This window comes from Roseivivax marinus, assembly GCF_900109705.1.
Taxonomy (GTDB): domain Bacteria; phylum Pseudomonadota; class Alphaproteobacteria; order Rhodobacterales; family Rhodobacteraceae; genus Roseivivax; species Roseivivax marinus.
In genome coordinates this window covers 1-24,652 of record NZ_FOAI01000021.1, presented here as the reverse complement: position 1 = coordinate 24,652, position 24,652 = coordinate 1, and the positions used below count along the sequence as shown (strand labels likewise).

Annotated in this window: 21 protein-coding genes; 11 read left to right on the top strand and 10 right to left on the bottom strand. The window is 67.4% G+C overall.

Annotated features, from left to right (window positions below; translation table 11 throughout):
- Nucleotides 1-37: 37 nt before the first annotated feature.
- Genes aceE through lpdA form a run of 3 tightly spaced genes read left to right on the top strand, consistent with a single transcriptional unit; the run spans nt 38 to nt 5,876 of the window.
- Entirely contained in the window at nt 38-2,692 is a 2,655-nt protein-coding gene (gene aceE, locus BMX29_RS17980) for a pyruvate dehydrogenase (acetyl-transferring), homodimeric type (protein ID WP_043847091.1), read from the top strand.
- 27 nt (nt 2,693-2,719) lie between these two features.
- Entirely contained in the window at nt 2,720-4,057 is a 1,338-nt protein-coding gene (aceF, locus tag BMX29_RS17975; protein ID WP_043847089.1) for a dihydrolipoyllysine-residue acetyltransferase, read from the top strand.
- A gap of 10 nt (nt 4,058-4,067) precedes the next feature.
- Nucleotides 4,068-5,876 (top strand): dihydrolipoyl dehydrogenase, encoded by a 1,809-nt coding sequence (gene lpdA / locus BMX29_RS17970; RefSeq protein WP_112324821.1) that lies wholly within the window; start codon nt 4,068-4,070, stop codon nt 5,874-5,876.
- Nucleotides 5,877-5,971: 95 nt separating this feature from the next.
- Here lpdA and BMX29_RS17965 read toward each other — a convergent pair whose 3' ends face one another.
- From BMX29_RS17965 to BMX29_RS17955, 3 genes are all read right to left on the bottom strand, one after another.
- A complete protein-coding gene (locus BMX29_RS17965) occupies nt 5,972-6,181 on the bottom strand; it encodes an antitoxin Xre/MbcA/ParS toxin-binding domain-containing protein (RefSeq protein ID WP_043847085.1) in 210 nt (69 codons plus the stop codon).
- A 284-nt stretch (nt 6,182-6,465) separates the two neighbouring features.
- Nucleotides 6,466-7,125, bottom strand: coding sequence for a ChrR family anti-sigma-E factor (locus tag BMX29_RS17960; RefSeq protein WP_043847083.1), 660 nt, complete (start codon nt 7,123-7,125; stop codon nt 6,466-6,468).
- A gap of 9 nt (nt 7,126-7,134) precedes the next feature.
- Nucleotides 7,135-7,779: a sigma-70 family RNA polymerase sigma factor gene (locus BMX29_RS17955; RefSeq protein WP_092815653.1), complete on the bottom strand. Its 645-nt coding sequence runs from the start codon at nt 7,777-7,779 to the stop codon at nt 7,135-7,137.
- Nucleotides 7,780-7,891: 112 nt separating this feature from the next.
- On the opposite strand from BMX29_RS17955, the gene BMX29_RS17950 reads away from it, so the two are divergent.
- The 5 genes from BMX29_RS17950 to BMX29_RS17930 are packed head-to-tail and all read left to right on the top strand — an operon-like array spanning nt 7,892 to nt 12,512.
- A complete protein-coding gene (locus BMX29_RS17950; RefSeq protein WP_092815650.1) occupies nt 7,892-9,187 on the top strand; it encodes an NAD(P)/FAD-dependent oxidoreductase in 1,296 nt (431 codons plus the stop codon).
- Nucleotides 9,184-9,948, top strand: coding sequence for a DUF1365 domain-containing protein (locus BMX29_RS17945; RefSeq protein WP_092815647.1), 765 nt, complete (start codon nt 9,184-9,186; stop codon nt 9,946-9,948). Before BMX29_RS17950 ends, BMX29_RS17945 begins: the two co-directional genes overlap by 4 nt.
- Nucleotides 9,945-11,210, top strand: a complete 1,266-nt coding sequence (locus BMX29_RS17940; protein WP_280513631.1) for an MFS transporter — start codon at nt 9,945-9,947, stop codon at nt 11,208-11,210. The genes BMX29_RS17945 and BMX29_RS17940 overlap by 4 nt, the downstream gene beginning before the upstream one ends.
- Before the next feature lies 1 nt (nt 11,211).
- The gene (locus BMX29_RS17935; protein ID WP_092815644.1) at nt 11,212-11,775 is read left to right on the top strand and encodes a DUF3833 family protein; all 564 of its coding nucleotides are present in this window, start codon (nt 11,212-11,214) and stop codon (nt 11,773-11,775) included.
- A complete protein-coding gene (locus tag BMX29_RS17930; protein WP_092815641.1) occupies nt 11,772-12,512 on the top strand; it encodes an SDR family NAD(P)-dependent oxidoreductase in 741 nt (246 codons plus the stop codon). Before BMX29_RS17935 ends, BMX29_RS17930 begins: the two co-directional genes overlap by 4 nt.
- Nucleotides 12,513-12,588: 76 nt before the next feature.
- On the opposite strand, the gene BMX29_RS17925 is transcribed toward BMX29_RS17930, so the two are convergent.
- Nucleotides 12,589-13,842: a DNA polymerase IV gene (locus BMX29_RS17925; protein ID WP_092815639.1), complete on the bottom strand. Its 1,254-nt coding sequence runs from the start codon at nt 13,840-13,842 to the stop codon at nt 12,589-12,591.
- A gap of 63 nt (nt 13,843-13,905) precedes the next feature.
- Here BMX29_RS17925 and BMX29_RS17920 point away from each other — a divergent pair, with 63 nt between their 5' ends.
- The gene (locus tag BMX29_RS17920) at nt 13,906-14,328 is read left to right on the top strand and encodes an NUDIX domain-containing protein (RefSeq protein WP_092815636.1); all 423 of its coding nucleotides are present in this window, start codon (nt 13,906-13,908) and stop codon (nt 14,326-14,328) included.
- Nucleotides 14,329-14,446: 118 nt separating this feature from the next.
- On the opposite strand, the gene BMX29_RS17915 is transcribed toward BMX29_RS17920, so the two are convergent.
- Nucleotides 14,447-14,758, bottom strand: coding sequence for a hypothetical protein (locus BMX29_RS17915; RefSeq protein WP_092815634.1), 312 nt, complete (start codon nt 14,756-14,758; stop codon nt 14,447-14,449).
- 550 nt (nt 14,759-15,308) lie between these two features.
- A complete protein-coding gene (gene pyrF / locus BMX29_RS17910) occupies nt 15,309-16,007 on the bottom strand; it encodes an orotidine-5'-phosphate decarboxylase (RefSeq protein WP_092815631.1) in 699 nt (232 codons plus the stop codon).
- 133 nt (nt 16,008-16,140) lie between these two features.
- On the opposite strand from pyrF, the gene BMX29_RS17905 reads away from it, so the two are divergent.
- Nucleotides 16,141-17,703 carry a putative sodium/potassium/calcium exchanger gene (locus tag BMX29_RS17905; RefSeq protein ID WP_092815628.1) on the top strand — a complete coding sequence of 521 codons (1,563 nt, stop codon included), beginning with the start codon at nt 16,141-16,143 and terminating at the stop codon, nt 17,701-17,703.
- Nucleotides 17,704-17,874: 171 nt separating this feature from the next.
- The gene (gene clpB, locus BMX29_RS17900) at nt 17,875-20,496 is read left to right on the top strand and encodes an ATP-dependent chaperone ClpB (RefSeq protein WP_092815625.1); all 2,622 of its coding nucleotides are present in this window, start codon (nt 17,875-17,877) and stop codon (nt 20,494-20,496) included.
- 72 nt (nt 20,497-20,568) lie between these two features.
- Here clpB and BMX29_RS18975 read toward each other — a convergent pair whose 3' ends face one another.
- The 4 genes from BMX29_RS18975 to BMX29_RS17875 form a co-directional block, all read right to left on the bottom strand.
- Nucleotides 20,569-21,861: a calcium-binding protein gene (locus BMX29_RS18975; protein WP_175471230.1), complete on the bottom strand. Its 1,293-nt coding sequence runs from the start codon at nt 21,859-21,861 to the stop codon at nt 20,569-20,571.
- Between the two features lie 275 nt (nt 21,862-22,136).
- Entirely contained in the window at nt 22,137-22,649 is a 513-nt protein-coding gene (locus BMX29_RS17885) for a fasciclin domain-containing protein (protein WP_092815616.1), read from the bottom strand.
- A gap of 59 nt (nt 22,650-22,708) precedes the next feature.
- On the bottom strand, nt 22,709-23,197 hold the full coding sequence (locus BMX29_RS17880; RefSeq protein WP_092815614.1) for a fasciclin domain-containing protein: 489 nt from the start codon (nt 23,195-23,197) through the stop codon (nt 22,709-22,711).
- A 128-nt stretch (nt 23,198-23,325) separates the two neighbouring features.
- Entirely contained in the window at nt 23,326-23,844 is a 519-nt protein-coding gene (locus BMX29_RS17875; RefSeq protein WP_092815612.1) for a fasciclin domain-containing protein, read from the bottom strand.
- Nucleotides 23,845-24,652: the final 808 nt, after the last annotated feature.

Sequence of the window (24,652 nt, the reverse complement as noted above, 5' to 3'; positions counted from 1 at the left end):
AGTCAGCGCCAGTTACCGGTCGCGAAGGATATCGCTCATGAAAGACACGCCGAACGACATCGATCCGGTCGAATCCCAGGAATGGCAGGACGCCGTCGAGGACGTCATCATGCGCGACGGTGCCGACCGCGCGCACTTCCTGCTCGACAAGGCGGTGCAGCGGGCGCGCGCTGCCGGCGCAAAGTTGCCGTTCTCGGCCACGACGCCCTACCAGAACACGATCTCGCCCGATGACGAGGTCGATCTGCCCGGCGACAACGAGATGGAATGGCGCATCCGCACCATCAATCGCTGGAACGCGATGGCAACCGTGGTGCGTGCGAACAAGTCCACCGACGGCATCGGCGGCCACATCGCGTCGTTCGCGTCCTCGGCGGCCCTCTACGACGTGGGCTTGAACCACTTCTGGCGCGCCCGCTCGACCATGCACGGTGGCGACCTGGTGTTCTTCCAGGGGCACGTGATCCCCGGCATCTACGCGCGCTCGTTCATGGAAGGCCGGCTGTCCGAAGAGGACCTCGCCAGCTTCCGCCACGAGGTCGACGGCAAGGGTCTGTCCTCCTACCCGCACCCGTGGCTGATGCCGGACTACTGGCAGTTCCCGACCGTCTCGATGGGCCTCGGCCCGATGATGGCGGTCTACCAGGCGCGCTTCATGAAATACATGGAGAACCGCGGCCTGATCGAGAAGTCGGACCGCAAGGTCTGGGCCTTCCTCGGCGACGGCGAGATGGACGAGCCCGAAAGCCTCGGTGCCATCTCCATCGCCGCGCGCGAAGGGCTCGACAACCTGATCTTCGTCATCAACTGCAACCTTCAGCGCCTCGACGGCCCGGTGCGAGGCAACTCCAAGATCGTGCAGGAGCTCGAGGGCTCGTTCCGCGGCGCCGGCTGGGACGTCATCAAGCTGCTCTGGGGCCGTGGCTGGGACGACCTGCTCGAGCGTGATACTTCGGGCAAGCTGCGCCAGCTGATGGACGAGACCATCGACGGCGACTACCAGACCTTCAAGTCGAAGGACGGCGCCTACATCCGCGAGCATTTCTTCGGCAAGTATCCCGAGACCGCCGAGCTGGTGAAGGACTGGACCGACGACGAGATCTGGGCGCTCCGCCGTGGCGGGCACGATCCCAAGAAGGTCTACAACGCCTACTTGCGCGCCTCTCAGGCCAACGGTCAGCCGTCCTGCCTGCTGGTCAAGACGGTGAAGGGCTACGGCATGGGCACGGCCGGCGAGGGCCAGAACATCGCCCACCAGTCCAAGAAGATGCAGGTCGACCAGCTCAAGGCGATGCGCGACCGGTTCCGCATCCCGATCGAGGACGAGGACCTCGAGAAGGTGCCGTTCGTCACGCTCAACAACGCGCAGAAGTCCTACCTGAGCGAGCGCCGCAAGGAACTGGGCGGCAGCTTCCCGATCCGTCACTCGGACGTCGAGAAGATGGAAATTCCCGGCCTCGACAAGTTCAAGAAGGAGCTTCAGTCGTCCGGCGACCGCGAATTCTCGTCGACGATGGCGTTCGTGCGGATTCTCACGACGCTGCTGCGCGACAAGAAGATCGGCAAGAACGTCGTGCCGATCGTGCCGGACGAAAGCCGCACCTTCGGCATGGAGGGCCTGTTCCGCTCGGTCGGCATCTACAACCCGCTGGGGCAGAACTACACGCCCCAGGACGCCGACCAGATGGCCTACTACAAGGAGTCGAAGGACGGCCAGGTGCTTCAGGAAGGCATCAACGAGGCCGGCTCGATGGCCGACTGGATCGCCGCCGCCACCGCGTATTCCACGCACGGCGTCCCGATGATCCCGTTCTACATCTTCTACTCGATGTTCGGTTTCCAGCGGATCGGCGACTTCGCCTGGGCCGCCGGTGACAGCCGGGCGCGCGGCTTCCTGCTGGGCGGCACCGCCGGGCGGACAACGTTGAACGGCGAAGGCCTGCAGCACGAGGACGGCCACAGCCACATCATGGCCGGCACGATCCCGAACTGCGTCAGCTACGACCCGACCTTCAGCTACGAGGTCGCGGTGATCGTCCAGAACGGCCTGCAGCGCATGTTCGTCGATCAGGAGGACGTGTACTTCTACCTGACCCTGATGAACGAGAACTATCATCACCCCGAGATGCCTACGGGCGCCGAGGAGGGGATCATCAAGGGCCTCTACCGGATGAAGAAGACGTCTCGTCCGGGCAAGAAGCACGTGAACCTGATGGGGTCGGGCACGATCCTGATCCAGGCGATCCGCGCGGCGGAGATGTTGAAGGAAGACTTCGGCGTCACGTCCGACATCTGGTCGGCCACCAGCTTCAACGAGCTGGCCCGCGACGGCCAGGACTGCCTGCGCCACAACCGCCTGAACCCGATGAGCGAAGAGCGCGTGCCCTACGTCACGCAGCAGCTCGATGGCGTGAAGGGGCCGGTCATTGCGGCGACCGACTACATCAAGAGCTTCGCCGACCAGATCCGGGCGTTCGTCCCGCAGCGCTACACGGTGCTCGGCACCGACGGCTTCGGCCGCTCGGACAGCCGCGAGAACCTGCGCCGCTTCTTCGAGGTGGACGCCAACCACATCGCAGCGGCGGCTATGGTCGACCTCTGGCGTGAGGGCGCCATCGACAAGAAAGACGTCGAGGCGGCGCTCAAGAAATACGACATCGACGGCGGCAAGCCCAACCCGCGCCTCAGCTGACGGCACCCGAGGGAGTGAGAAAAAGACATGACGACTGAAGTGAAAGTGCCCGACATCGGTGATTTCTCCGATGTGCCGGTGATCTCGGTGCTGGTGAGCGTGGGTGACACCATCGAGAAGGAAGACCCGCTGATCGAGCTGGAGTCGGACAAGGCGACGATGGAGGTTCCCTCGTCGCACGCCGGCACGGTGAAGGAGATCAAGGTCGGCGAAGGCGACTCCGTCACAGAGGGTGACGTGATCCTCGTGATCGAGGAAAGCGGCTCGGACGATGCCTCAGGCGGCGACAAGGCCGCCGAGGACGCGCCCAAGGAAGAGAAGCCGAAGACCGAGGAGGCGCCCAAGGCGCAGTCCGGTGGCGGTGCGTCGTCGGGCGGCGGTTCGGAGCAGCAGAGCAGCTCTGGTCCGCGTCCGGGTGGCGCCGCGGGTGCCGTGACCGATCAGGGGTTCGGCAAGGTCCATGCCTCGCCCTCCGTGCGCGCCTTCGCGCGCCGGGTGGACATCGATCTGAGCACCGTGAACGGAACGGGCCGCAAGGGCCGGATCCTGCGCGAGGACGTGGAGAAAGCGCTCAAGTCGGCGGCTCCCGCCGCGGCGGCGGGCGGCGGCGCGGCCGCTCAGGGCGGCATGGGCATCCCGCCGATCCCGCCGGTCGACTTCTCCAAGTTCGGTCCCACCGAAGATGTCGAGATGAGCCGGATCAAGAAGATCTCCGGCCCCGCGCTGCACCGCTCGTGGCTCAACATCCCGCACGTCACGCACAACGAAGACGCGGACATCACCGACCTCGACAAGTACCGCAAGGAGCTGGACACGCAGGCGAAGGAGGAAGGCTACCGCGTCACGCTGCTGTCCTTCATCGTCAAGGCGTCGGTCTCGGCGCTCAAGAAGCACTGGGAGTTCAACAGCTCTATCCATCCCGATGGCGACAAGCTGATCAAGAAGGACTTCTTCAACATCGGCTTCGCGGCGGACACGCCGAATGGTCTGATGGTGCCGGTCATCAAGGACGCGGACCGCAAGGGTATCGTCGACATTTCGAAGGACCTGATGAACCTCTCGGCCGCGGCGCGCGAAGGCAAGCTCAAGGGCGATGACATGAAGGGCGCGACCTTCACCATCTCGTCGCTGGGCGGGATCGGCGGAACGTCGTTCACCCCTATCGTCAATGCGCCCGAGGTGGCGATCCTCGGCCTCACGCGGTCGAAGATGGCGCCGGTCTGGGACGGCGAACAGTTCGTGCCCCGCAACATGCTGCCGATGAGCCTGTCCTACGACCACCGGGCGATCGACGGCGCGCTGGCCGCGCGATTCTGCGCCCATCTGAAATACCTGCTGGCCGATCCGCGCCGGCTGATGCTCTGAGGTGACCGACATGGAAGTGAAAGTCCCCGATATTGGCGACTTTTCCGACGTGCCCGTCATCACCGTGCTGGTGAGCGTCGGCGACACGATCGAGAAGGAAGACCCGCTCGTCGAGCTGGAGTCGGACAAGGCCACGATGGAGGTGCCTTCGTCCCACGCGGGCAAGGTCACCGAGATCAAGGTGAAGGAAGGCGACAAGGTTACCGAAGGTGACGTGATCCTCGTGCTCGAAGCATCCGATGAGGACGCGGGCGGCGACGAGGACGATGGCGGCGCCGACAAGGCCGAGGAGCCCAAGGGCCAGGGCGGCCAGCAGGGCGGCGGTTACGGCGACCGCGGGTCGGACACCAAGGGCGCGCCCGAAAAGGTGGAGCCCGCAGGTGGCGATCAGGGCAAGGGCGACGTTCACGGCCAGCTGGTCGTGCTCGGCTCGGGCCCCGGCGGCTATTCGGCGGCGTTCCGCGCGGCCGACCTCGGCATGGATGTCGTCCTGATCGAGCGGTATCCGTCGCTCGGCGGCGTATGCCTGAACGTGGGCTGCATCCCCTCCAAGGCGCTGCTTCACGTGGCCAAGGTCATTACCGAGGCCGACGAGATGGGCGGCCACGGCGTCAGCTTCGGCAAGCCCAAGATCGACCTCGACGAGTTGCGCGGCTTCAAGGACGGCGTCGTCGGCAAGCTGACCGGCGGCCTCGACGGTCTGGCCAAGCAGCGCAAGGTCAAGGTCGTGCGCGGGCTGGGCAAGTTCACCGGTCCCAACATGATCGCGGTCGAGGGCGACGACGGCACCACCAAGGTCAGCTTCGACCAGTGCATCATCGCCGCCGGCTCCGAGCCGGTGGAGCTGCCGTTTATCCCCCACGACGACGAGCGTGTGATCGATTCGACCGGTGCGCTCGAGCTCAAGGACATCCCGAAGCGGATGCTCGTTCTGGGCGGCGGGATCATCGGTCTCGAGATGGCCTGCGTCTACGACGCGCTTGGCTCCAAGGTCACCGTGGTCGAGCTGATGGACCAGATCATTCCCGGCGCGGACAAGGACCTCGTGAAGCCGCTGATGCAGCGCATCAAGGGCCGCTACGAGAACATCCACCTCAAGACCAAGGTCACGGGGATGGAGGCGCAGAAGTCCGGTCTCAAGGTCACCTTCGAGGACGAGAAGGGCGAGACCTTCGACGATCGCTTCGACAAGGTGCTGGTCGCCGTCGGCCGCAAGCCCAACGGCAAGATCATCGATGCCGACAAGGCGGGCGTCGCGGTGGACGAGCGCGGCTTCATCGCCGTGGACGAGTTCCAGCGCACCGGTCAGTCCCACATCTTCGCCATCGGCGACGTGGTCGGCCAGCCGATGCTGGCGCACAAGGCGGTGCATGAGGGCAAGGTCGCGGCCGAGGTCGCCTCGGGCGAGAAGCGCGCCTTCGACGCGCGGGTGATTCCCTCCGTGGCCTACACCGACCCCGAAGTCGCGTGGTGCGGCCTGACCGAGGCGCAGGCCAAGGAGAAGGGCATCAAGGTCGAGAAGGGCGTGTTCCCCTGGGCCGCCTCGGGCCGGTCGCTGTCGAACGGCCGCAGCGAGGGCATGACCAAGCTGCTGTTCGATCCCGAGGATCAGCGCGTCGTCGGGGCCGCGATCGTGGGCACCAACGCGGGCGACCTGATCTCGGAAGTGGCGCTGGCGATCGAGATGGGGGCGGACGCGGTCGATCTCGGCCACACCATCCACCCGCACCCGACGCTGTCGGAGACGGTGAACTTCGCGGCCGAGATGTTCGAGGGCACGATTACCGACCTCATGCCGCCGAAGAAGAAAAAGGGCTGATCCGGTCCATCGCGGACGGCCGGCACGAAAAAGGCGGCGCCCCCCGGCGCCGCCTTTCCTGTTTCTGTCGGGCTCGGGATGCGGCCCGTGGCGCGTCAGCCGGCCAGTGACGTCGTCCCCATCGCGCTGACCAGAACGGTCAGGCGCATGAGGCCGAGGTGATCGGCATCCATCAATTCGCGCGGGGCCTGGTAGCCCAGCAGCGGATTCGGCGTGCGGAGAAACTCCCGGGCGCGCTCGTTCCCGAGCTTTGCCTCAAGAAGTTCCACCAGCTTGCGCCGGCTTTCCTGCGCTTCTGTCTTCATGACGGCCTCCCATATTTGTCTCCCCCGCATCCCCAACCAAGGGTTGTAGAGATGCCGGGCCTGCCTGTCACGCCGCAGGGCAGCGAAACGGCGTCGTCTCGGGCAGGTGCCGCGTCAACGCGCGGACGGTGCCCCGGTTTGCCGAAAATCGGCGCAAACCGTGCATCCGGAACGGATATCTTGTCCGGGTGTGAGGCCTGCCCTCCTCCGTGGTGCAGGCTTCGGGAAACGCGACTGCGGCCCGGGGGTTCCCCCGACCGGCGGCGCCTTGCCTAAAATGTGACTCAGATATTCAGAAAAGGCTGGGCCAGTCGCGGCAACCATCCTTTGAAGCGCAACGGGGCGTCGGTGACGGCGAGGCAGATGCAGGGTTCGCCCGCATCGGCGACCGGCATGTGGTCGTCATCCGATTCGGCGATCTCCACGTCGCCGCGCGCGAACGTGCCCGCCTCGTCCGAGAACGCGCCCTGCAGCACGAGCGTCAGCTCGGTGCCGCGGTGCCCGTGGTCGGGCATCGCGGTGCCCGCCGGAATGAACAGAAGGCGCGCCGAGGCCGCGTCGTCCGCAGTCTGCAGGATCGCCTGCTTCACGCCCATACCCACCGGGCGCCACTTCACCGCGTCGACATCACCGCCGATGAAGGCCGCGAGAGGGGCGGGCAGCACCGACGGGGCACCGGCGGCCTCGGGCCGGGGCGTCGTGCCGACCGGTTCCGGCGCTTCGCTTCGAATCCGCTCGAGCATCTCCGAAAGCGCGCCATCCGACATCTCGGCCTGGGTGCCATCCTCCACCAACGCTCCGCCGACGGCATCATAGCTCTCGGCGGAGGCGCGGCAGGTGTCGCACAGCGACAGGTGCGTCGCGATGGCCAGGTCGAACGCCTCGGGCAAGGTGCCCGCAGAGTAGGCCATCAGGAGCTCGTCGGTGAGGTGGTGTGAAATCATGATACTCGCTCAGCTCATGGCATGGCGCAGACGGTCGAGCGCCAGGCGGATGCGCGACTTGATCGTTCCAAGCGGAAGGCCGGTCTCCGCCGCGATCTCGCGGTGGGTCAGCTCTCCGAAGTAGGCGCTCTCGATCAGGCGGCGCTGTTTCTCGGGTAGGGTGCGCATAGCCTCGCCAAGCCGGGCGCTGTCCTCCTGCAAACCGATCACCTCCTCGGGCGCCGGCGCATGGTCGGGGCCCCAAGGCAACGCCTCGGGCTCGGGCCGGGCATTGCGGCGCCGGGCGATGTCGATGCGCCGGTTGCGGGCGATGGTGAACAGCCAGGTGGAAACGCTGGCCCGCGAGGGGTCGAACATGTGCGCCTTGCGCCAGACCGTCGACATGACGTCCTGCACCACTTCCTCGGCGGTGGCGGCATCGTTGCCGCCGCGCATCAGAAACGCCTTGAGGCGCGGGGCGAAGTGCTCGAAAACCGCAACGAAGGCGGCTTCGCTTCGGTTGTCGCGGATGTCGAAGACCCGCGACGCCCACAGCGCCGCCTCTGCACCCGGGTCGGGTGACTGGGACGGACTGACGGGCGCCGCTTCAAGCGAAGGCTCGAGCGGGTCCGAGATGTCATCGACGTATCGGGCGGTGCGCAACATATCCGGCATACGGAGGGGCTCCGGACTTGGATCACTATGACTTTATGTGAACCAAAGTCATCCGGGGCCACGTGGGTTCCGTAATAGCTGCGACCACTTCGCTCTCGGAGACCGAACCAGAATGCCATTCGAACGCCTGTCCGCCTCTCCCCGCCGCATCGCCGTGATCGGCGGTGGCATCTCGGGGCTCGGCGCGGCGCACTACCTTGCCGACGATCATCACGTCACCCTCTTCGAGACCGAACAGCGGCTGGGCGGTCATGCCCGGACCCGTGTGGCGGGCCGCAATGGCGATCAGCCTGTGGACACGGGGTTCATCGTGTTCAACCGCGCCAACTACCCGCTGCTCTGCGATCTGTTCGCGCGGCTCGACGTGCCCGTCGCGCCGTCGAACATGAGCTTTGCCGCGAGCCTCGGGGGCGGTGCGTTCGAATACGGGCTGGCCTCGGTCCGAGCGCTCTTCGCACAGCCGAAGAACGCGGTGGATCCGCGGTTCCTGCGGATGCTGCGCGACATCGTCCGCTTCAACGCCCGCGCCCTTGATGCGGCACGGGACGATACCCAGCCGCTGGGCGATTTCCTGGCCGAGATGGGCACGGGCCCATGGTTCCGCGACCGCTACCTTCTGCCGCTCTCGGGTGCGATCTGGTCGACGCCGTCGCAGCAGGTGCTGGACTTTCCGGCCCGTGCGCTCGTGCGGTTCTTCGAGAACCACGCTCTTCTGCATCATACCGGCCAGCACCAGTGGTTCACGGTCCGCGGCGGGTCGGTGGAGTACGTCCGCCGCCTCGCGGCGTCCCTCACCCAGCAGGGGGCCGACCTGCGCACCGGCGCCGCCGTCGCGGGCATCCGCCGGGATGTGCGCGGCGCCGAGGTGCGCGCCCACGGAGGGGAATGGGAGCGGTTCGACGACGTGATCCTCGCCACCCATTCGGATACAAGCCTGTCGCTACTGTCCGATGCATCGGCGGCCGAGCGGCGCATCCTCGGCGCCATCGCGTACCAGCCGAACCGCATGGTCCTGCACAACGACACCGCGCTCATGCCGAGGCGACGCGCATGCTGGTCGTCGTGGAACTACACCGAGGATGTCTCGGAACTCGGCGGCCCGATCGATCTGACCTACTGGATGAATTCGCTTCAGCCGATCCCCGAGGATGATCCCCTGTTCGTCACCCTGAATCCCCGCCGCGCCGTGCGCGAAGAGGCGATCTTCGACGAGTGCGAATTGCGCCACCCGGTCTACGACCTAGGGGCGTTCGAAGCGCAGGCGGCGATGCGTGACTGGAACGGCACGCGCAACACGTGGTATTGCGGCGCCTGGATGAAGAACGGGTTCCACGAAGACGGGCTGTCGAGCGCCTTCGACGTCGCCGGGGCGATCCGCGCGCGGGCCGGACTGGTGGCCGCCGAATGAGCCCCCGCGGCCATGTCGAGCACGTCCCCGGCCGGACCTGGCACGGCCGGCGCGGGGCGATCCGCAATGCCTTCGCCTACTCGGTGGACTACGTGCTGCTGGACGCGGAGGCGCCGGTGGCCGCGCCGCTCAACTTCTCGCGCAACCGCCGCAACATCGCCAGCGTGCAGGACCGTGACCACGGCGGCCCGCCGGGCGCCGGGCGGGGCCCGTCCTGGGCCCGCGAGGTGCTGAGGGCGCATCAGGTCCGGGCCGAGGGGCCTTTGCTGCTTCTGACCCAGCCGCGCCTTCTGGGGCATGTCTTCAACCCGGTGAGCCTCTGGCTGGCGCACGATCACATCGACCGGCTGGTGGCGGTGATCGCCGAGGTCTCCAACACCTTCGGCGACCGCCATTCCTACCTTTGCGTTCATCCCGAAAGCCGCCCGATCCGGACCTCGGACGTGTTGCAGGCCCAGAAGATCTTCCACGTCTCGCCGTTCCAGCCGGTTGAAGGGACCTACCGCTTCCGCTTCTCGATCACTGCCGAGCGGGTGGCGATCCGCATCGATTACGGCGATGGCGCGGATGGCGGTCTGGTCGCCACCCTTGCCGGGCCGCGCCGCCCGCTGAGCTCGGGCGCCCTTTGGCGGGCGATGCTGCGCCGGCCGTTCGGGTCGCGCCGGGTGCTGGCGCTCATCCACTGGCAGGCGATCAAGCTGTGGTGGAAGGGTGCGGTCTATCGCGCCCGGCCCGTGCCGCCGGCCCATGATGTGTCGTGAGCGCCGCAACCAACTCGCCGACCGCACCGGAGCCCGCATCCCGAAGCCCCCGGCTTGTGGGTCACGCGGCCTTCGCCGCGGTGCTCGCGATGGCGGGGCTGCCTCTCTATGTCCACGCGCCCAAGGTCTACGCGGATGCCTACGGGGTGAGCCTCGGGGCGCTGGGCACGGTCCTGTTCGTGCTGCGACTTCTGGACGTGGTGCAGGACCCGCTGCTCGGGCGCCTTGCAGGCGCCGTGAGCGCGCAGCGCGGACTCGCGGTGACGGTGGGCGGTGCGGGACTGGCTGCAGGGATGGTGGGTCTCTTCGCCGTGACGCCGCCGGTGGCGCCGCTGTGGTGGTTCGCGGGGACGATGACGCTGGTGTTCACGAGCTTCAGCTTCCTGACCATCATCTTCTACGCGCGCGGAGTGACCGCGGCCGGTCAACTCGGGGCAGCGGGACACGTGCGCCTTGCCCGCTGGCGCGAAACCGGGTCGCTTCTGGGTGTGGCGACGGGCGCGGCGTTGCCGACCGTGCTGGCCGGGGCGGGACTCCCGGCCTTTCCGCTCTTCGCCGTGCTCTTCGTGATGGCAACGCTCGGCGCGCTATGGCTCATGCGGCACGACTGGCCGGGGGGCGCAAACCTTCCCGACGCGGGGCTGCGCCCGATCCTGCGCGACAGGGTGGCGCGGCGCCTGCTGGTCGCGGCCTTCGCCAACGCGGCCCCCGTGGCGGTGACCTCGACGCTGTTCCTGTTCTTCGTGGAGAGCCGACTGGCCGCGCCGGGCTGGGAGGGGCCGCTCCTTCTGCTGTTCTTCCTGTCCGCTGCCGCCGCCGCGCCCGTTTGGGGCCGCGTGGCCGAGCGGACGGGGTCCAAGCGCACCCTGATGGCGGCGATGGTTCTGTCGCTGGCGTCCTTCGCCGCGGTTCTGGCGCTGGGCGCGGGCGACGTCGCGGCCTTCGCGGTAATCTGCGTTCTGACCGGGGTGGCGACCGGCGCGGACCTGACGCTGCTGCCCGCGATTTTCGCCGCGCGCATGGCGCGGGTCGCGCCGTCGGCGACGTCCGGCTTCGCGTTATGGTCGTTCGTGCAGAAATCGACACTGGCCTTCGCCGCGATCGCCCTACTTCCGAGCCTCAGTCGGGCCGGGTTCGAGCCGGGCGCGGAGAACGCGCCGGAGGCGCTCCGGGTCCTGTCCCTGATGTATGCGGGACTGCCCTGCCTTCTGAAGCTCGCGGCCCTCGCGGTCCTGGCCGCAACCCCCCTCGAGGAGGACTGACATGGCGATAATGACCGGCCTGGCCGTCGCACTCGCGGTCATCCTGGGCTTCGTGCTCCTGCGCGACCGGATGGCCTCCTTCGCCGCGCAACGTCCGAAGGACTACGCGGACATGGAGCCCGAGTTCGACCTGCGCACGCATCTGTCCGGGCCGATCCTGTGCGAGGGGGTGGTCTACGGCCCGCTCGGTCGCGTCTCGTCGCGTTTCGTTGGCGATTTCAACGTGACGTGGGACGGCGATCGCGGGGTGATGGAAGAAACGTTCACCTACGACAGCGGCGAGGTGCAGCGGCGCGCGTGGCACCTCAAGCTCAAGGACAGCGGCGAGATCGAGGCCCATGCGAAGGACGTGATCGGCACCGGTCACGGCTGGCAGTCCGGCCCCTCGGTGATGCTGCGCTACCGTATCCGTCTCGAGGAGGATGCGGGCGGCCATGTCCTCGACGCGATCGACTGGATGTACCTCGCGCCGAACGGGACGATCGTGAACCGGTCGCAGTTCCGGAAGTTCGGCCTGAAAGTCGCCGAGCTCGTGGCCACCATGCGCCGAAGGGAAACCGCATGACCGACTGGACCGGAAAACGCTACTGGCTGGTGGGGGCGAGCGACGGGCTCGGCGCCGCGCTGGCCCACAAGATGAGCGCGGCCGGCGCCCGCCTCGTGCTGTCTGCGCGGAGCGAGGACAAGCTGCACGACCTCGCCGGAAAGCTGCCGGGCGAGGCGCAGGTGGTGCCGATGGACGTGACCGACGAGAGCGCGATCGACGCCGCGGTCGAGACGTTGGACGACCTGCGGGACGTGGACGGCGTGGTCTACCTCGCCGCGGTCTACTGGCCCTTCGGCGCCGACGAGTGGGACGCCGAGAAGGCGACGCTCATGGCCGACGTGAATTTCGCCGGCCCGATGCGTCTGATGGGCCGGGTGGTGCCGCGCTTCGTCGCGCGTGACCGGGGGCACATTCTTTTGACCGGGTCGCTGACCGGGTTCCGGGGCCTGCCGAACTCGGTCGCGTATACCGCGTCGAAGGCGGGCGTGATGTCCATCGCCGAGTGCATGTATTGCGACCTTCGCCGAACCGGCGTGAAGGTGCAGCTTGCGTCGCCCGGCTTCATCCGGACGCAGCTGACCGAGAAGAACGACTTCAAGATGCCGCAACGGATGGAGCCCGAGAAGGCCGCCGAGATCGTGTTCAAGCACATGGGGACGGACCGGTTCCACCGGGCCTTCCCGCGTCCGTTCTCGTGGCTGCTGCGCAGCACGCAGTTTCTTCCGCAGAGCCTCTACTACCGGATCGTCGGCTGAGAAGGCGCCAAAATCTTAACTGAGATTTTGGCCCGAGGGCGCCCCGGCGCACAATTTTATCTAAAATTGTGCCGCCTTACCGCAGGGCACGCCCCTTGAGGATCGCGTCCGGGCCGAAGCGGGCGCGGATGCGGTCCGTCGCGCGTTCGGCGGCACTCCGACGGGCGGCCTGCGGATCGAGAAGGTCCGGCGTGCGATCGGCAACGGAGGCGTCGCACAGGTCCGACAGCCCCACGCCGAGCAGCCGGTAGGCCTGGCCCGCCGGCACCTGGTCCATCAGGTCGCGCGCGGTGCGGTAGAGACGGTCGGCGATCTGGGTCGGCTCGCGCAGCGACTGGCGGCGACTAATGAGCGTGAAGTCCGCCCGCTTGAGCTTCAGCACCACCACCCGCCCCGCGAGCCCCTTCGCCTTGGCGCGGTCCGATACCTTTTCGGCCATGCGCCAGAGGTGGCCGTCGAGAAGCTCGGGATCGCTGGTGTCCTCGTGGAAGGTGGTCTCGTTCGACACCGACTTCACCGGCGCGTTCGCGCTGACCCGGCGCCGGTCCTCGCCGCGGGCGAGGTGCCACAGCCGTGTGCCCATCGCGCCGAACCGCGCGGTCAGGTCGCGTTCGTCCCAGCGGCGAAGGTCGTCGAAGGTGCGGATGCCGGCGCGGTCGAGGCTGGCCTGCGTGGCCTCTCCGACGCCCCAGATCATCCGAACTGGTTTGTCACGAAGGAAGTCGGCGGTCTCGGCGGCGCCGATCACCGCAAAGCCCGACGGCTTGTCGAGGTCCGAGGCGATCTTGGCGAGGAACTTGTTGTGCGACAGCCCGATCGAGCCGGTGATCCCCAGCTCGGCCTTCATCCGCGCGACCAGCTTCGCAAGCATCACCGCCGGTGGCGCGCCGTGCATCCGCGCGGTTCCGGTCAGGTCGAGGAACGCTTCGTCGAGCGACAGCGGTTCCACCGCCGGGGTGAGGTCGAGCATCATCGCCCGCACCGCGCGGCTGACCTCGGCGTAGACGTCCATCCGGGGCTTCACGATCACCGCGTCGGGACAAAGCTCCAGCGCCTTGAACATCGGCATGGCCGAGCGCACGCCGCGAATGCGCGCGACATAGCACGCGGTCGAGACCACGCCGCGCCGGCCACCGCCAATGATGACCGGCTTGTCGGCGAGCTCTGGCGCGTCCCGCTTCTCGATCGATGCATAGAACGCGTCGCAGTCCATGTGAGCGACCGGCAGGTCCCAGAGCTCAGGGTGCGCCAGAACGCGCGGGCTGCGGCAGGCGGGGCAGCGGGCTCCGGTCTCGAACCGGGTAAAGCAGGCGCGGCAGAGCGAGGGCATGGGGTGTCACGGAAGCGTGGATTGGCGTAGCCCCGAGCATAGGATCGAACGGAGCCCTGCGCCATGCCCGACACCGAGAGACCCTTCCTCGGCGCCAAACTGCTTCTCCACATCGGCGGGCGTCTGTTGCTGATCCGGCGGGACGTGATCGGGGGTCTCATCCACCCCGGGGCGCTCGACCTGCCCGGCGGTGGCCGGGAGGGCAACGAGAGCGCCGAGGCCTGCGTAGTGCGCGAGACACGCGAGGAGGTCGGACTGGCGCTGACCGCCGGGGACCTCTCCTGGCGCGCTTGGTACGACTGGCCGGACGGCGCAACCTGCTACTTCGCGGCGCACCTGGGATCGGAAATGCGCGGCGCGGTTCGGTTAGGATCGGAAGGAACGGGCTGGCAGTTGATCCGGCCCGAGGCGGTGCCGCATCGCGGGGACGTCGTGCCACGATTCCGAGACGTCGTTCGTTCATATCTGGCCGAAGGCCGGTACTAGCACGACACGGAGGCCGGAAACGAATTGGCCGGGACCGGCGGGAATGGACCGGTCCCGGCCGTCAAGAGGTCCTCGGGACAGGAAAAGACCTCAGGGGGAACAGGGACGTAACTGCGCGTCAGGCGGCGCGGTTCCCGAAAAATTGGCCGAGGAGACGGCCAAATGGAAATGCCGGCGCGCGGCTACCCGAGCGAGCCTGCGTGCGGCGCGCGGCGCGGCGCGAACGCAGGGCGTCGGGGCGGTCCAGCGAGCGGATCGCATCCTCACGCAAGCCGGCCACAGCGGCATCGTAGCTGGTGTCGAGCGGCGCCTCGAATGAGGATGCCATGCGGATGCGGCCGGACTCGGAATGGAACGTGACGATGCCTTCGAACGCGCTGCTCGCGGCGTTGTAGCGAAGGTCGCTGACGCTGGGACGGGACTGGTACATGCTATGCCTCGATCGATATCGTTGCTTGTGTGGATAACGCCACGACACGCATCTCGTTCCCGAAAACGACACAATCCTGCTTGCGCCCGGTTCGATCTTCTGAAGCGAGGCCCGTTTCGACCCCGCGATCCAGGCGCCGGGTGCCGGGGTTAATGGACAGGCCGGCACGGGCCTTCGCGCTTTGCACAGAGGTTTCGTCCGGTGCAGGGCGACGTTCGGTGCGCGGGTCGTGTGCCGGAACGGTCAGGATGCAAGGGTTTCGGTCGGTGCCGTTGAGGGGCGCGGCGGCGGTTTCGCCAGACGAAAGCGTCGGTCCCGGCATCCCGCAAGGCCGAGCCGGCAGCGTTGGCTGAACCGGAAAGCGATTACACAGAGAACTGCTCGTCCCCGGCCGGCAATGCTCTGTCCACTGGCGCCATCGAGCCGCCGGGCTTCGACTGGCACGGCGCTATACGCTCTGTCCGCGGGCCATCACGCCCGATGGTCCGCCAAGTTCGACGGCGTCAAATTGTGCGCTCCGCCGGTCGTTTCCGGACGGGCCGGAGACGGTTCAGCGCAGGGTGTCGAGGATGTCGCCTGCGGCTACGGCCGGGTTGGCGGCGGCCCAGATCGGGCGGCCGACAACGATGTGGTCCGCGCCGGCAGAGATCGCCTCGACCGGCGTTGCCACGCGCTTCTGGTCGTTGCGGGCCGAGTCGGTCGGGCGCACGCCGGGTGTGACGATCAGGCGGCCCTCGGCCTCGGGCAGGGCGCGGATCGCCGCGGCCTCGTGCGGCGAGGCGATCACGCCGTCCGCCCCGGCCTCGAAGGCGCGCGCCGCACGATCGACCACGAGATCGCTCACCGCACCGTCGCGGATCAGCGCGGCGTCGAGATCCTCGCGATCGAGCGACGTCAGCACCGTCACCGCGAGGATCTTCGTGTCGCGCCCGGACGCCCCCTCTTTCGCGGCGCGCACCACGTGCGGGTCACCGTGCACCGTCAGGAAGTCGAGGTCGAACTGGCAAAGGCCACGCACCGCCGCCTCGACCGTCGCGCCGATGTCGAAAAGCTTCATGTCGAGGAAGACGCGCTTGCCGTGTTCTTGCTTCAGCTCGTGCGCTAGGGCGAGGCCGCCTCCGGTCAGCATTCCCAGCCCGATCTTGTAGAACGAGACCCGCGGCCCGATCCGCTGCGTCAGGGTCAGGCCGGTGAGCCCGTCGGCCACGTCGAGGGCGACGATCAGTCTGTCATCGGGGGTGGGGGCCATGCCTGTCTCCTGCGCGTCTCGGGCCGGTGCGTGCGGCGTGTCGTCTGTCTCGCACGTGCAGGCGCGCGACGAGGGGGAACGGATACGCCTTGGGATCGTTCGTGTCAGGTAAAGCATTATTTCGGGGACTGCCATGGCTGACGAAAAAGACACCACCGGAACGACCGAGACGGGTCCGAAGGCGAACGCACCGAAGGGCGAGGCGGCCAAGAAGCCGTCCAGCGTCGCCCCGATCACACTCGGCGCGGCGGTGGTCGTCGCGTTGGCCATCGCGATCACGTTGAACCTGTCCGAGGGCGGCGGCGAAGAAGCCGAGACCCAGATGGCGGCCGCCGAAACGGAAGGCGGCGACGAGGGCATGCAGGCCGAGGATGCGTCCGCGTCTGAAGAGGATGCCGAGGCCGCGGGCGACGCCGGCGACGAGGCCGCCCAGGCCTCGACCGAAGAGGCGCCGGAAGCCGGGCAGGCGGACGAGGAAGGCGCCGACGCCGCGCAGTCCGGCTCGGGCGAGAGCGGTGGTGACGAAGCCGCTACGAGCGAGGACGCCGGTTCCGACAGCGCAGCGTCGGGCGGCGAGAGCGGCTCGGGCGAAGAGATGCAGGCCGCGGAAGGCGAAGCGGCTTCGGGCGATACAGCATCGGGTGACGACGCGCAGTCGGCCGAGGGCGAAAGCGCTTCGGGCGAAGAGGCGCAGTCGGCCGATAGCGAAGCCGGTTCGGAAGAGGCGCAAGCCGCCGAGGGTGAAGGCCAGTCGGCCGAAGCGGAAAGCGGTTCGGACTCCTCGGACGACGCTGCCGCTGCGGACAGCGGATCGGACAGCTCGGAAGGTGCGGACAGCAGCGAGCAGGCGCAATCCAGCGACAGCGGGTCTTCGGACGCGGCAGCCGGGGCGGCTGCCGGTGGCGCCGCGGGCTCGGCCGCGGGTCAGCAGGCCTCAGGTGACGGCAGCTCGGGCGAATCCTCTGACGCATCCGGGTCCAGCAGCGACAGCGCGTCCAGCAGCGAAAGCGAGAGCGGCTCGGAAACAGCCTCTTCGGAGGATGGCGAGCAGGCCGCATCAGATGAGTCCGGTTCGGAGACATCGGGTGAGACGGCCGAGCAGTCCGGTGACACCGAGCAGGCGCAGTCTTCGGGCAGCTCGGGTGACAGCGGCTCGGATGGCAGCACCGAACAGGCCGCTGGTGCGGCTGCGGGTGGGGCCGCCGGCGCGGGCGCCGCGCAGGCGACGGCCGAGCAGTCCGGCCAAAGCTCCGATCAGGCGTCGTCGAGCGAGGGCGGGTCGTCGGAAAGCTCTGACGAACAATCCGCGAGCGATGAGACGCAGTCCTCGGACGACGGCCAGCAGGCATCGGGCGACAGTGCATCCGCCGATGGGCAGCAGGCGTCGAGCGACGAGGCGTCCTCGGGCGACCAACAGTCCGCGTCCGACAGTTCGTCTGCCGAGGAACAGTCGAGCGACGACAGCCAGCAAGCGCAGTCCTCTGACCAGTCGGGGTCGGACCAGTCCGAGCCGGCGATGAGTGCTGCGGACATGCAGGCGCTGTCAGAGGCTGCTACGCAGGCGATGGAAGCCGCGCAGGAAGCATCGAGCGCGGCCGAGAACGCCGCGCAACGCGCCGACCAGGCGGCAGAAGCCGCGGCGGACGCGTTCGAGCGTCTGCGCGAGGCCAGCGAGGCGCTGCAAAGCCGCCAGTGATCGGACCTTTCCTACGATCCTCGAAAGGGCGTCCCGCGGGGCGCCCTTTTCCTTTCTGTTGCAATCTTGCATCGGTCGCATCCGCACCCCATCTCAGTGCCGGAGGCCCCACGAAGACGTGCCGCAAAGCGGGCGTTTGCCACGGGGCGCTTTGAAAAAAGGAGAAAAGCCATGAACTTGGAGAAGTTCACGGAGCGTGCGCGGGGATTCATCCAGGCCGCGCAGACGATCGCGATGCGGGACAGTCACCAGAAGCTGACGCCCGAGCACATCCTGAAGGCCCTCCTCGACGACGAAGAGGGACTGGCCACCAATCTGATCTCGGCCGCGGGCGGCGAACCGGACCGTGTGCGCCAGGCGCTTGATCTCAAGCTTGCCAAGATCCCGAAGGTCTCGGGTGACGCGGGGCAGGTCTATCTCGACAGTGCCACCGGTCGCGTCCTCGACGAGGCCGAGAAGATCGCCAAGAAGGCCGGCGACAGCTTCGTGCCCGTCGAGCGGATGCTGACGGCGCTGGCCGTGGTGCGCAGCCCCGCGAAGGAGGCGCTCGAGGCCGGCAAGGTGAGCGCGCAGGGCCTCAACTCCGCGATCAACGAGATCCGGAAGGGCCGCACCGCCGACACCGCCAATGCCGAGGACGGCTACGACGCGCTCAAGAAGTACGCGCTGGACCTGACCGAGCGTGCCGAAGAGGGCAAGATCGACCCGATCATCGGTCGTGATGACGAGATCCGCCGCGCGATGCAGGTGCTGTCGCGCCGGACCAAGAACAACCCGGTGCTGATCGGTGAGCCCGGCGTCGGCAAGACCGCCATCGCCGAAGGCCTCGCGCTGCGTATCGTCAACGGCGATGTGCCGGAATCGCTGCGCAACAAGCGTCTGCTCGCGCTCGACATGGGCGCACTCATCGCTGGCGCGAAGTATCGGGGCGAGTTCGAGGAGCGGCTCAAGGCCATCCTGAAAGAGATCGAGGCCGCCGCCGGCGAGGTCATCCTGTTCATCGACGAGATGCACACGCTCGTCGGCGCCGGCAAGGCCGATGGCGCCATGGACGCCTCCAACCTTCTGAAGCCGGCGCTGGCACGCGGCGAGCTGCACTGTATCGGTGCGACCACGCTCGACGAGTACCGCAAGCACGTGGAGAAGGACGCGGCGCTGGCCCGTCGCTTCCAGCCCGTCATGGTGCAGGAACCCACGGTCGAGGACACGATCTCGATCCTGCGCGGGATCAAGGAAAAGTACGAGCTGCACCACGGCGTGCGCATCTCGGACTCCGCGTTGGTGTCCGCGGCCCAGTTGTCGCACCGCTACATCACGGACCGCTTCCTGCCGGACAAGGCGATCGACCTCGTGGACGAGGCCGCGTCGCGCCTGCGGATGGAAGTGGACAGCAAGCCCGAGGAACTCGACGCGCTGGACCGCCAGATCCTGCAAATGCAGATCGAGCAGGAGGCTCTCCGGAAGGAGGATGACGCCGCCTCGCGCGATCGGCTCGAGAAGCTCGAGAAGGAGCTGGGCGAGCTGCAAGAGCGCGCTTCGGAGATGACGGCCAAGTGGCAGGCGGAACGCGACAAGCTGGCGTCGGCCCGCGAGTTGAAGGAGAAGCTGGACAAGGCGCGCGCCGACCTCGAGATCGCCAAGCGCAACGGTGATCTCGCCAAGGCCGGCGAGCTGTCCTACGGCATCATCCCGCAGCTCGAGACCGAGCTGGGCCAGGCCGAGGAAGCCGAGGCCGAGGGCGAGCTGATGGTCGAGGAGGCCGTGCGCCCCGAGCAGATCGCCCAGGTGGTCGAGCGGTGGACCGGCATCCCGACCTCGCGGATGCTGGAAGGCGAGCGCGAGAAGCTTTTGCGGATGGAAGACGGCCTGCACAAGCGGGTCATCGGGCAGAACCAGGCGGTGCGTGCGGTTGCCAATGCCGTGCGCCGGGCGCGCGCGGGCCTGAACGACGAGAACCGGCCGCTGGGCTCGTTCCTGTTCCTCGGACCCACGGGCGTCGGCAAGACCGAGCTGACCAAGGCCGTCGCGGAGTTCCTGTTCGATGACGATCAGGCCATGGTCCGGATCGACATGTCCGAGTTCATGGAGAAGCACGCGGTCGCACGTCTCATCGGCGCGCCTCCGGGCTACGTGGGCTACGACGAGGGCGGCGTCCTGACCGAAGCCGTGCGGCGTCGGCCTTACCAGGTCGTGCTGTTCGACGAGGTGGAGAAAGCGCATCCGGACGTGTTCAACGTCCTGCTGCAGGTTCTCGATGACGGTGTTCTGACCGATGGTCAGGGCCGGACCGTGGACTTCAAGCAGACGCTGATCGTGCTGACGTCGAACCTCGGGTCGCAGGCACTGTCGCAACTGCCCGACGGGGCCGATCCGGCGCAGGCCAAGCGCGACGTGATGGATGCGGTGCGGTCGCACTTCCGCCCCGAGTTCCTGAACCGTCTCGACGAGACCGTGATCTTCGACCGCCTCGCGCGCGAGGACATGGGCGGGATCGTCGACATCCAGGTGGCGAGGCTGCTCAAGCGGCTGGCGCAGCGCAAGATCCGGCTGGAGCTGGACGAGGGCGCCAAGGCCTGGCTGGCCGAGGAAGGCTACGACCCGGTCTTCGGGGCGCGTCCGCTCAAGCGCGTGATCCAGCGCGCGCTGCAGGATCCGCTGGCCGAGATGCTTCTCGCGGGCGAGATCGGGGACGGGGACACCGTGCCGGTCCATGCCGGAGAGGACGGTCTGGTGATCGGCGACCGCGTTGCCGCCAGCAACCGGCCACGTCCCGACGACGCCGTGGTGCACTGATCGTCGCAGCCGATACGACATGAGAAAGGCCCGCCGTTTGGCGGGCCTTTTTCGTTTCCGGGGCACGGTTGCTCAGAAGCTGAAATCGTCCGCGCCGATCAGCGCCGCGTTCGTGTTCAGGAGGGTGATCGCACCGTTGGAGCCAAGGTCGATGACGGTGTCCGCCGCGACCTGGCTGATGGTCACGTCCGACATGTCGGCTGCCGAGGTCGAGGCGAGGTCGATCAGGTCGATTCCGTCCTCGAAGTCGGTGATGACGTCCTCGATCCAGTCCGCGCCGAACACGAAGGTGTCCGCGCCGGCGTCACCGGTCAGCGTATCCTGCCCGGCGCCGCCTTCCAGGGTGTCGGAGCCCACGCCGCCGTAGAGCAGGTCCTTGCCCGTGCCACCGTCGAGGCGGTCGTCCTCGGACCCGCCCCAGAGCTTGTCGTTGCCGTCGCCACCGTCGAGAACGTCGCCGTCCGCGCCCCCGTAGAGCCGGTCATTCTGCGCGCCGCCGTCGAGGTGATCCTCGCCGCCGCGACCCTCGAGCTTGTCGTTGCCGTCGCCGCCGTTGAGTGTGTCGGCGCCGTCGCGGCCGTCGAGCGCGTCCCTGCCGCCGAAGCCGTCGATCCAGTCCGCTGCGTCAGTGCCCATGATGGTGTCATCGGCTTCCGAGGCGGTGCTCGGCGGGCGATCGTCGAAGATGAAGTCGGCGTCGGTCAGGGTCCAGTAGCCCACACCCTCGAGATACAGCGACGCGCCGGTGTAGACCGAGACCGTGGCCCCCCCGGCATCGTAGCTGATCGTCAGTTCCTCGATCACGTCGACGCCCAGAACGCTCACGTCGATCTTGTCGGTGCCGAGGGTGAAGTCGGTGACTGTGTCGGTGTCGGCCTCCCACGAGGTCATGCGGAACACGTCCGCGCCTGCGCCACCGGTGAAGACATCTGCGCCCTTGCCGGACAGGATGGTGTCGTCGCCGTCGCCGCCGTCGAGGGTGTCGGATTCGTTGCCGCCATCCAGAAGGTCGTTGCCCAGGCCGCCCAGCAGCGTGTCGTTGTTGTTGCCGCCGAAGAGCGTGTCGTCGCCGTCGCCACCCTCGACGTAATCGTCGGCATTGCCCCCGTCGATGCTGTCGGCTCCGAGGCCGCCATAGATCGTGTCGTGCCCGCAGGCCCCCACGATCACGTCGTTGCCATCGTCGCCCCACATCCGGTCGCTGCCGTTGCCGCCGAGGATGGTATCGTTGCCGTCGCCGCCGGTGATGTCGTCGGCCCCGTTTCCGGCCATGACCCAGTCATGGCCACCGAGAAGGTCGATAACGTCGCTCGAGTCGGTTGCGGTAATGGAATCGTCGCCTGCCGTTCCGGTGAAATATGTCATGTGAGCCATGCTCCAGTTCGTGTCGCGCCCCCGCGAGGCCCGTCACGTCCATGCCGAATGCTGCATACGGCTGGCTGGACAATCCGGGCGTGTCACGATGAGGCCCGTAAGTTGAATGGATGGCAACGAGTTTGATTAATTTCATTGAATCGCGAAACAATCGGGGACGGTGGGAGGCCATTCCCACGCCCCCGAATGGCAATTGCCGCCAGCTCACCGTATTGCGGGGTTTGCGACAGCAATATGGCGTCTTTGCATATATGGAAGGAACAGAATCAGGTTTCCTCCGGCGGCTGCAGCACGGAGCCAATCTTGTGAACCACCCCGTTCGGGCACGTGATGTCCGGCCGCAGGAGTTCGGCATCCCCGATCAGGAGCGTGTCCTCGTCCGTGATCTCGATCGTGGTTCCGGCAAGCGTCTCGAGGCTCGTTCCGGCGTTCAGCCCGGCCGCCTCGATCCGCTGCGGGACAACGTGGTGCTGCAGCAGGCGGCGGAGGCGGTCCTGGTTCTCTTCGGCGGTGAGATCGGCGATCGTCGCCTCTCCCAACGCCTCGAAGGCGGCGTTCACCGGGGCAAAGACGGTGAAAGGGCCGGCGCCCTGTAGCGCGTCCACGAGGTCCGCCGCGATCAGAAGCGATGCCAGCGTGTCGAGGTCGCGGTCGTTCGAGACGATGCCGGCCACGGTCCCGGCTGTGGTGTCGTCGGCCTGGGCCAGTACGGCGCTCGGCATAAGGGTCGCCCCTGCCGACAGCGCCAGTGCGCCGTTGAGAAGGTCTCGTCTGTTCATGAAATGCAACCTTTCGGTCTGTCTGTCGTCGGTGCGGACGGAGGCGAGCCTTGGGTGGCTCAGGCCGGCCGCAGCACTTGGTCGATCTGGTGCACGTAGCCGTTCGAGGCCTGGATTTCGGCGAGGCCCACATGCGTGGTGCCGATCCGTAGGCCGGACCCACGGCCATCGACCACAAGCGGGCGGCCGATCAGCGTGCGCAGCGTCGTGGTGCGCCCCATCATGTCGAAGGCGGAGTGCGCCCCCTCGACCACGTGGAACGCCATGATCCGGCGCAACTCGGGTCGGCGGGGCGAGGACATGAGGAACGCCTTGGTCTGGTAGGAGAGGCGATCGAAGGCGCGCCGGGTCGGTGCGAACACGGTATAGGGCCCGCGATGCGCGAGAAGCCCGATGAGGTCTGATGCCACCAGCGCGTCGTGCAACGGCAGAAGCTCTGCCAGCGCGCCGATCTCGGAGGCGATGTCGAGCCGCGGAGACGCCACGGCGGGGGTCGCGAAGCCCGCGACGGCGGCAGCTGCGGTGAGAGTGAAATCGCGTCGGTTCATCTGGCTCTCCTTCCCGGTCGGATCGCGGGCGTATCGGTAATGGAGAACGACATAGCGCGCGGACGTTGCCCGAGAAGACACGCCGCCGTGCCGGGTATCGGACGCGGCGGCGCGGGGTAGTGGCCGTCTTACGGCATCAGGACGGTGTCGATCACGTGGATCACGCCGTTCGAGGCTTCGATGTCCGGCTGGGTCACCGTGGCGTCGCCGACCATCACGGTATCTCCGTCGATCGAGACGGTGACCGAGGAACCCTCGACGGTCTCGGCTTCCATGCCGTCCGAGAGGTCCGCGGACATCACTGCGCCCGGCACCACGTGGTAGGTGAGCACGGAGGTCAGCTGATCCTGGTTCTCGGGCAGCAGCAGTTCGTCCACGGTGCCCTCGGGCAGCGCGTCGAATGCCTCGTCCGTGGGAGCGAAGACCGTGTACGGACCTTCGCCGGTCAGCGTCTCGACAAGGCCGGCGGCTTCGGCGGCTGCAAGAAGGGTAGTGAAGTCGCCCGCGTCCTGCGCGGTCTCGACGATGTTCATGGACGCGCCGTCCATCGAGCCGTCGTCAGACTCGTGCGACGCGGCGTAGGCGGCCCCGGTCATCGCGGTGATGGCTGCGCCTGCGGCGAGGGCGAGGGTCGTTCTGCGGAACATGTCGTGTCTCCTCAAGGTTACATGACTGACACCGTGCTTGGTGTCGTCCCTGCTACGCGGCGCGGGCGGTTCCGGTTCTCAAAAATCGGCGCAATGCCGGCTTGACCGAGAGGCGACTGGCGCTAAGCCGCGCCAATTTTTCCCGTCAACGACAAGTTCGTGAGTGGTCGTGTTCGGCGCAGCCCCGGATCGGTCCCGACGCAAAGGGATAATCGGGCCTTGCGCTTCCCCTCGCGCGCGCGCACGCGCGCGTTCTCTGTATGCAGCGGGATCTCCGAACTCCCGTTTGATGCCGGGCTATGGTCGCAGAGCCACGAGACTGTCGAACTCAACGACCGCTCAGCCCACGGGCACGACATGTTGCGAGTCGTCAGAGGCAGGGACGAGCCGGCAACCTGGTCGCGCGACGACGTCGATTCCCCTGCGACTCGGCGAGTCGGGAGGATCGGGCCGGGTGAATCGTAAGAACTTCGCACCCGAGGGGGCCGATTCAGGCGGCTCAGACGGAATTTGAGGCGTGACTCGGGCGGTGATTCAGCGGGCGAAGGCCCCATACGGGGACACATCCGCAGCGCTCGCCCGAAGTGCCCCCGGAGGACCGGTGAGGGCATACATCTTTCTTGCGTTCGGACGCGGGGTCACCGCAATATTTTGTCCGCAAAGCCCCGTTTTCGTTGGCAAATCCGCTTAAATGAAGAAAATACGACGATCAGTGATTTTTCCTGTTGCAGGGTTTGGCGGTTATCCGTAGATAGCCCCTCACCGGCGGCGCTGAGGCGCCAACGGGACGCCAGACGGGGCGGACGGG

Bases quoted from the DNA above. Each gene is read 5' to 3' on its own strand.
- BMX29_RS17925 (WP_092815639.1), bottom strand. From the start codon at position 13,842: ATGCCCTCGCTCTGCCGCGCCTGCTTTACCCGGTTCGAGACCGGAGCC.
- BMX29_RS17885 (WP_092815616.1), bottom strand. From the start codon at position 22,649: ATGAACAGACGAGACCTTCTCAACGGCGCACTGGCGCTGTCGGCAGGG.
- BMX29_RS18975 (WP_175471230.1), bottom strand. From the start codon at position 21,861: ATGACATATTTCACCGGAACGGCAGGCGACGATTCCATTACCGCAACC.
- BMX29_RS17875 (WP_092815612.1), bottom strand. From the start codon at position 23,844: ATGTTCCGCAGAACGACCCTCGCCCTCGCCGCAGGCGCAGCCATCACC.
- BMX29_RS17880 (WP_092815614.1), bottom strand. From the start codon at position 23,197: ATGAACCGACGCGATTTCACTCTCACCGCAGCTGCCGCCGTCGCGGGC.
- clpB (WP_092815625.1), top strand. From the start codon at position 17,875: ATGAACTTGGAGAAGTTCACGGAGCGTGCGCGGGGATTCATCCAGGCC.
- BMX29_RS17955 (WP_092815653.1), bottom strand. From the start codon at position 7,779: ATGCCGGATATGTTGCGCACCGCCCGATACGTCGATGACATCTCGGAC.
- BMX29_RS17950 (WP_092815650.1), top strand. From the start codon at position 7,892: ATGCCATTCGAACGCCTGTCCGCCTCTCCCCGCCGCATCGCCGTGATC.
- BMX29_RS17905 (WP_092815628.1), top strand. From the start codon at position 16,141: ATGGCTGACGAAAAAGACACCACCGGAACGACCGAGACGGGTCCGAAG.
- lpdA (WP_112324821.1), top strand. From the start codon at position 4,068: ATGGAAGTGAAAGTCCCCGATATTGGCGACTTTTCCGACGTGCCCGTC.
- BMX29_RS17915 (WP_092815634.1), bottom strand. From the start codon at position 14,758: ATGTACCAGTCCCGTCCCAGCGTCAGCGACCTTCGCTACAACGCCGCG.
- BMX29_RS17930 (WP_092815641.1), top strand. From the start codon at position 11,772: ATGACCGACTGGACCGGAAAACGCTACTGGCTGGTGGGGGCGAGCGAC.
- BMX29_RS17935 (WP_092815644.1), top strand. From the start codon at position 11,212: ATGGCGATAATGACCGGCCTGGCCGTCGCACTCGCGGTCATCCTGGGC.
- BMX29_RS17945 (WP_092815647.1), top strand. From the start codon at position 9,184: ATGAGCCCCCGCGGCCATGTCGAGCACGTCCCCGGCCGGACCTGGCAC.
- BMX29_RS17920 (WP_092815636.1), top strand. From the start codon at position 13,906: ATGCCCGACACCGAGAGACCCTTCCTCGGCGCCAAACTGCTTCTCCAC.
- aceE (WP_043847091.1), top strand. From the start codon at position 38: ATGAAAGACACGCCGAACGACATCGATCCGGTCGAATCCCAGGAATGG.
- BMX29_RS17960 (WP_043847083.1), bottom strand. From the start codon at position 7,125: ATGATTTCACACCACCTCACCGACGAGCTCCTGATGGCCTACTCTGCG.
- BMX29_RS17965 (WP_043847085.1), bottom strand. From the start codon at position 6,181: ATGAAGACAGAAGCGCAGGAAAGCCGGCGCAAGCTGGTGGAACTTCTT.
- aceF (WP_043847089.1), top strand. From the start codon at position 2,720: ATGACGACTGAAGTGAAAGTGCCCGACATCGGTGATTTCTCCGATGTG.
- pyrF (WP_092815631.1), bottom strand. From the start codon at position 16,007: ATGGCCCCCACCCCCGATGACAGACTGATCGTCGCCCTCGACGTGGCC.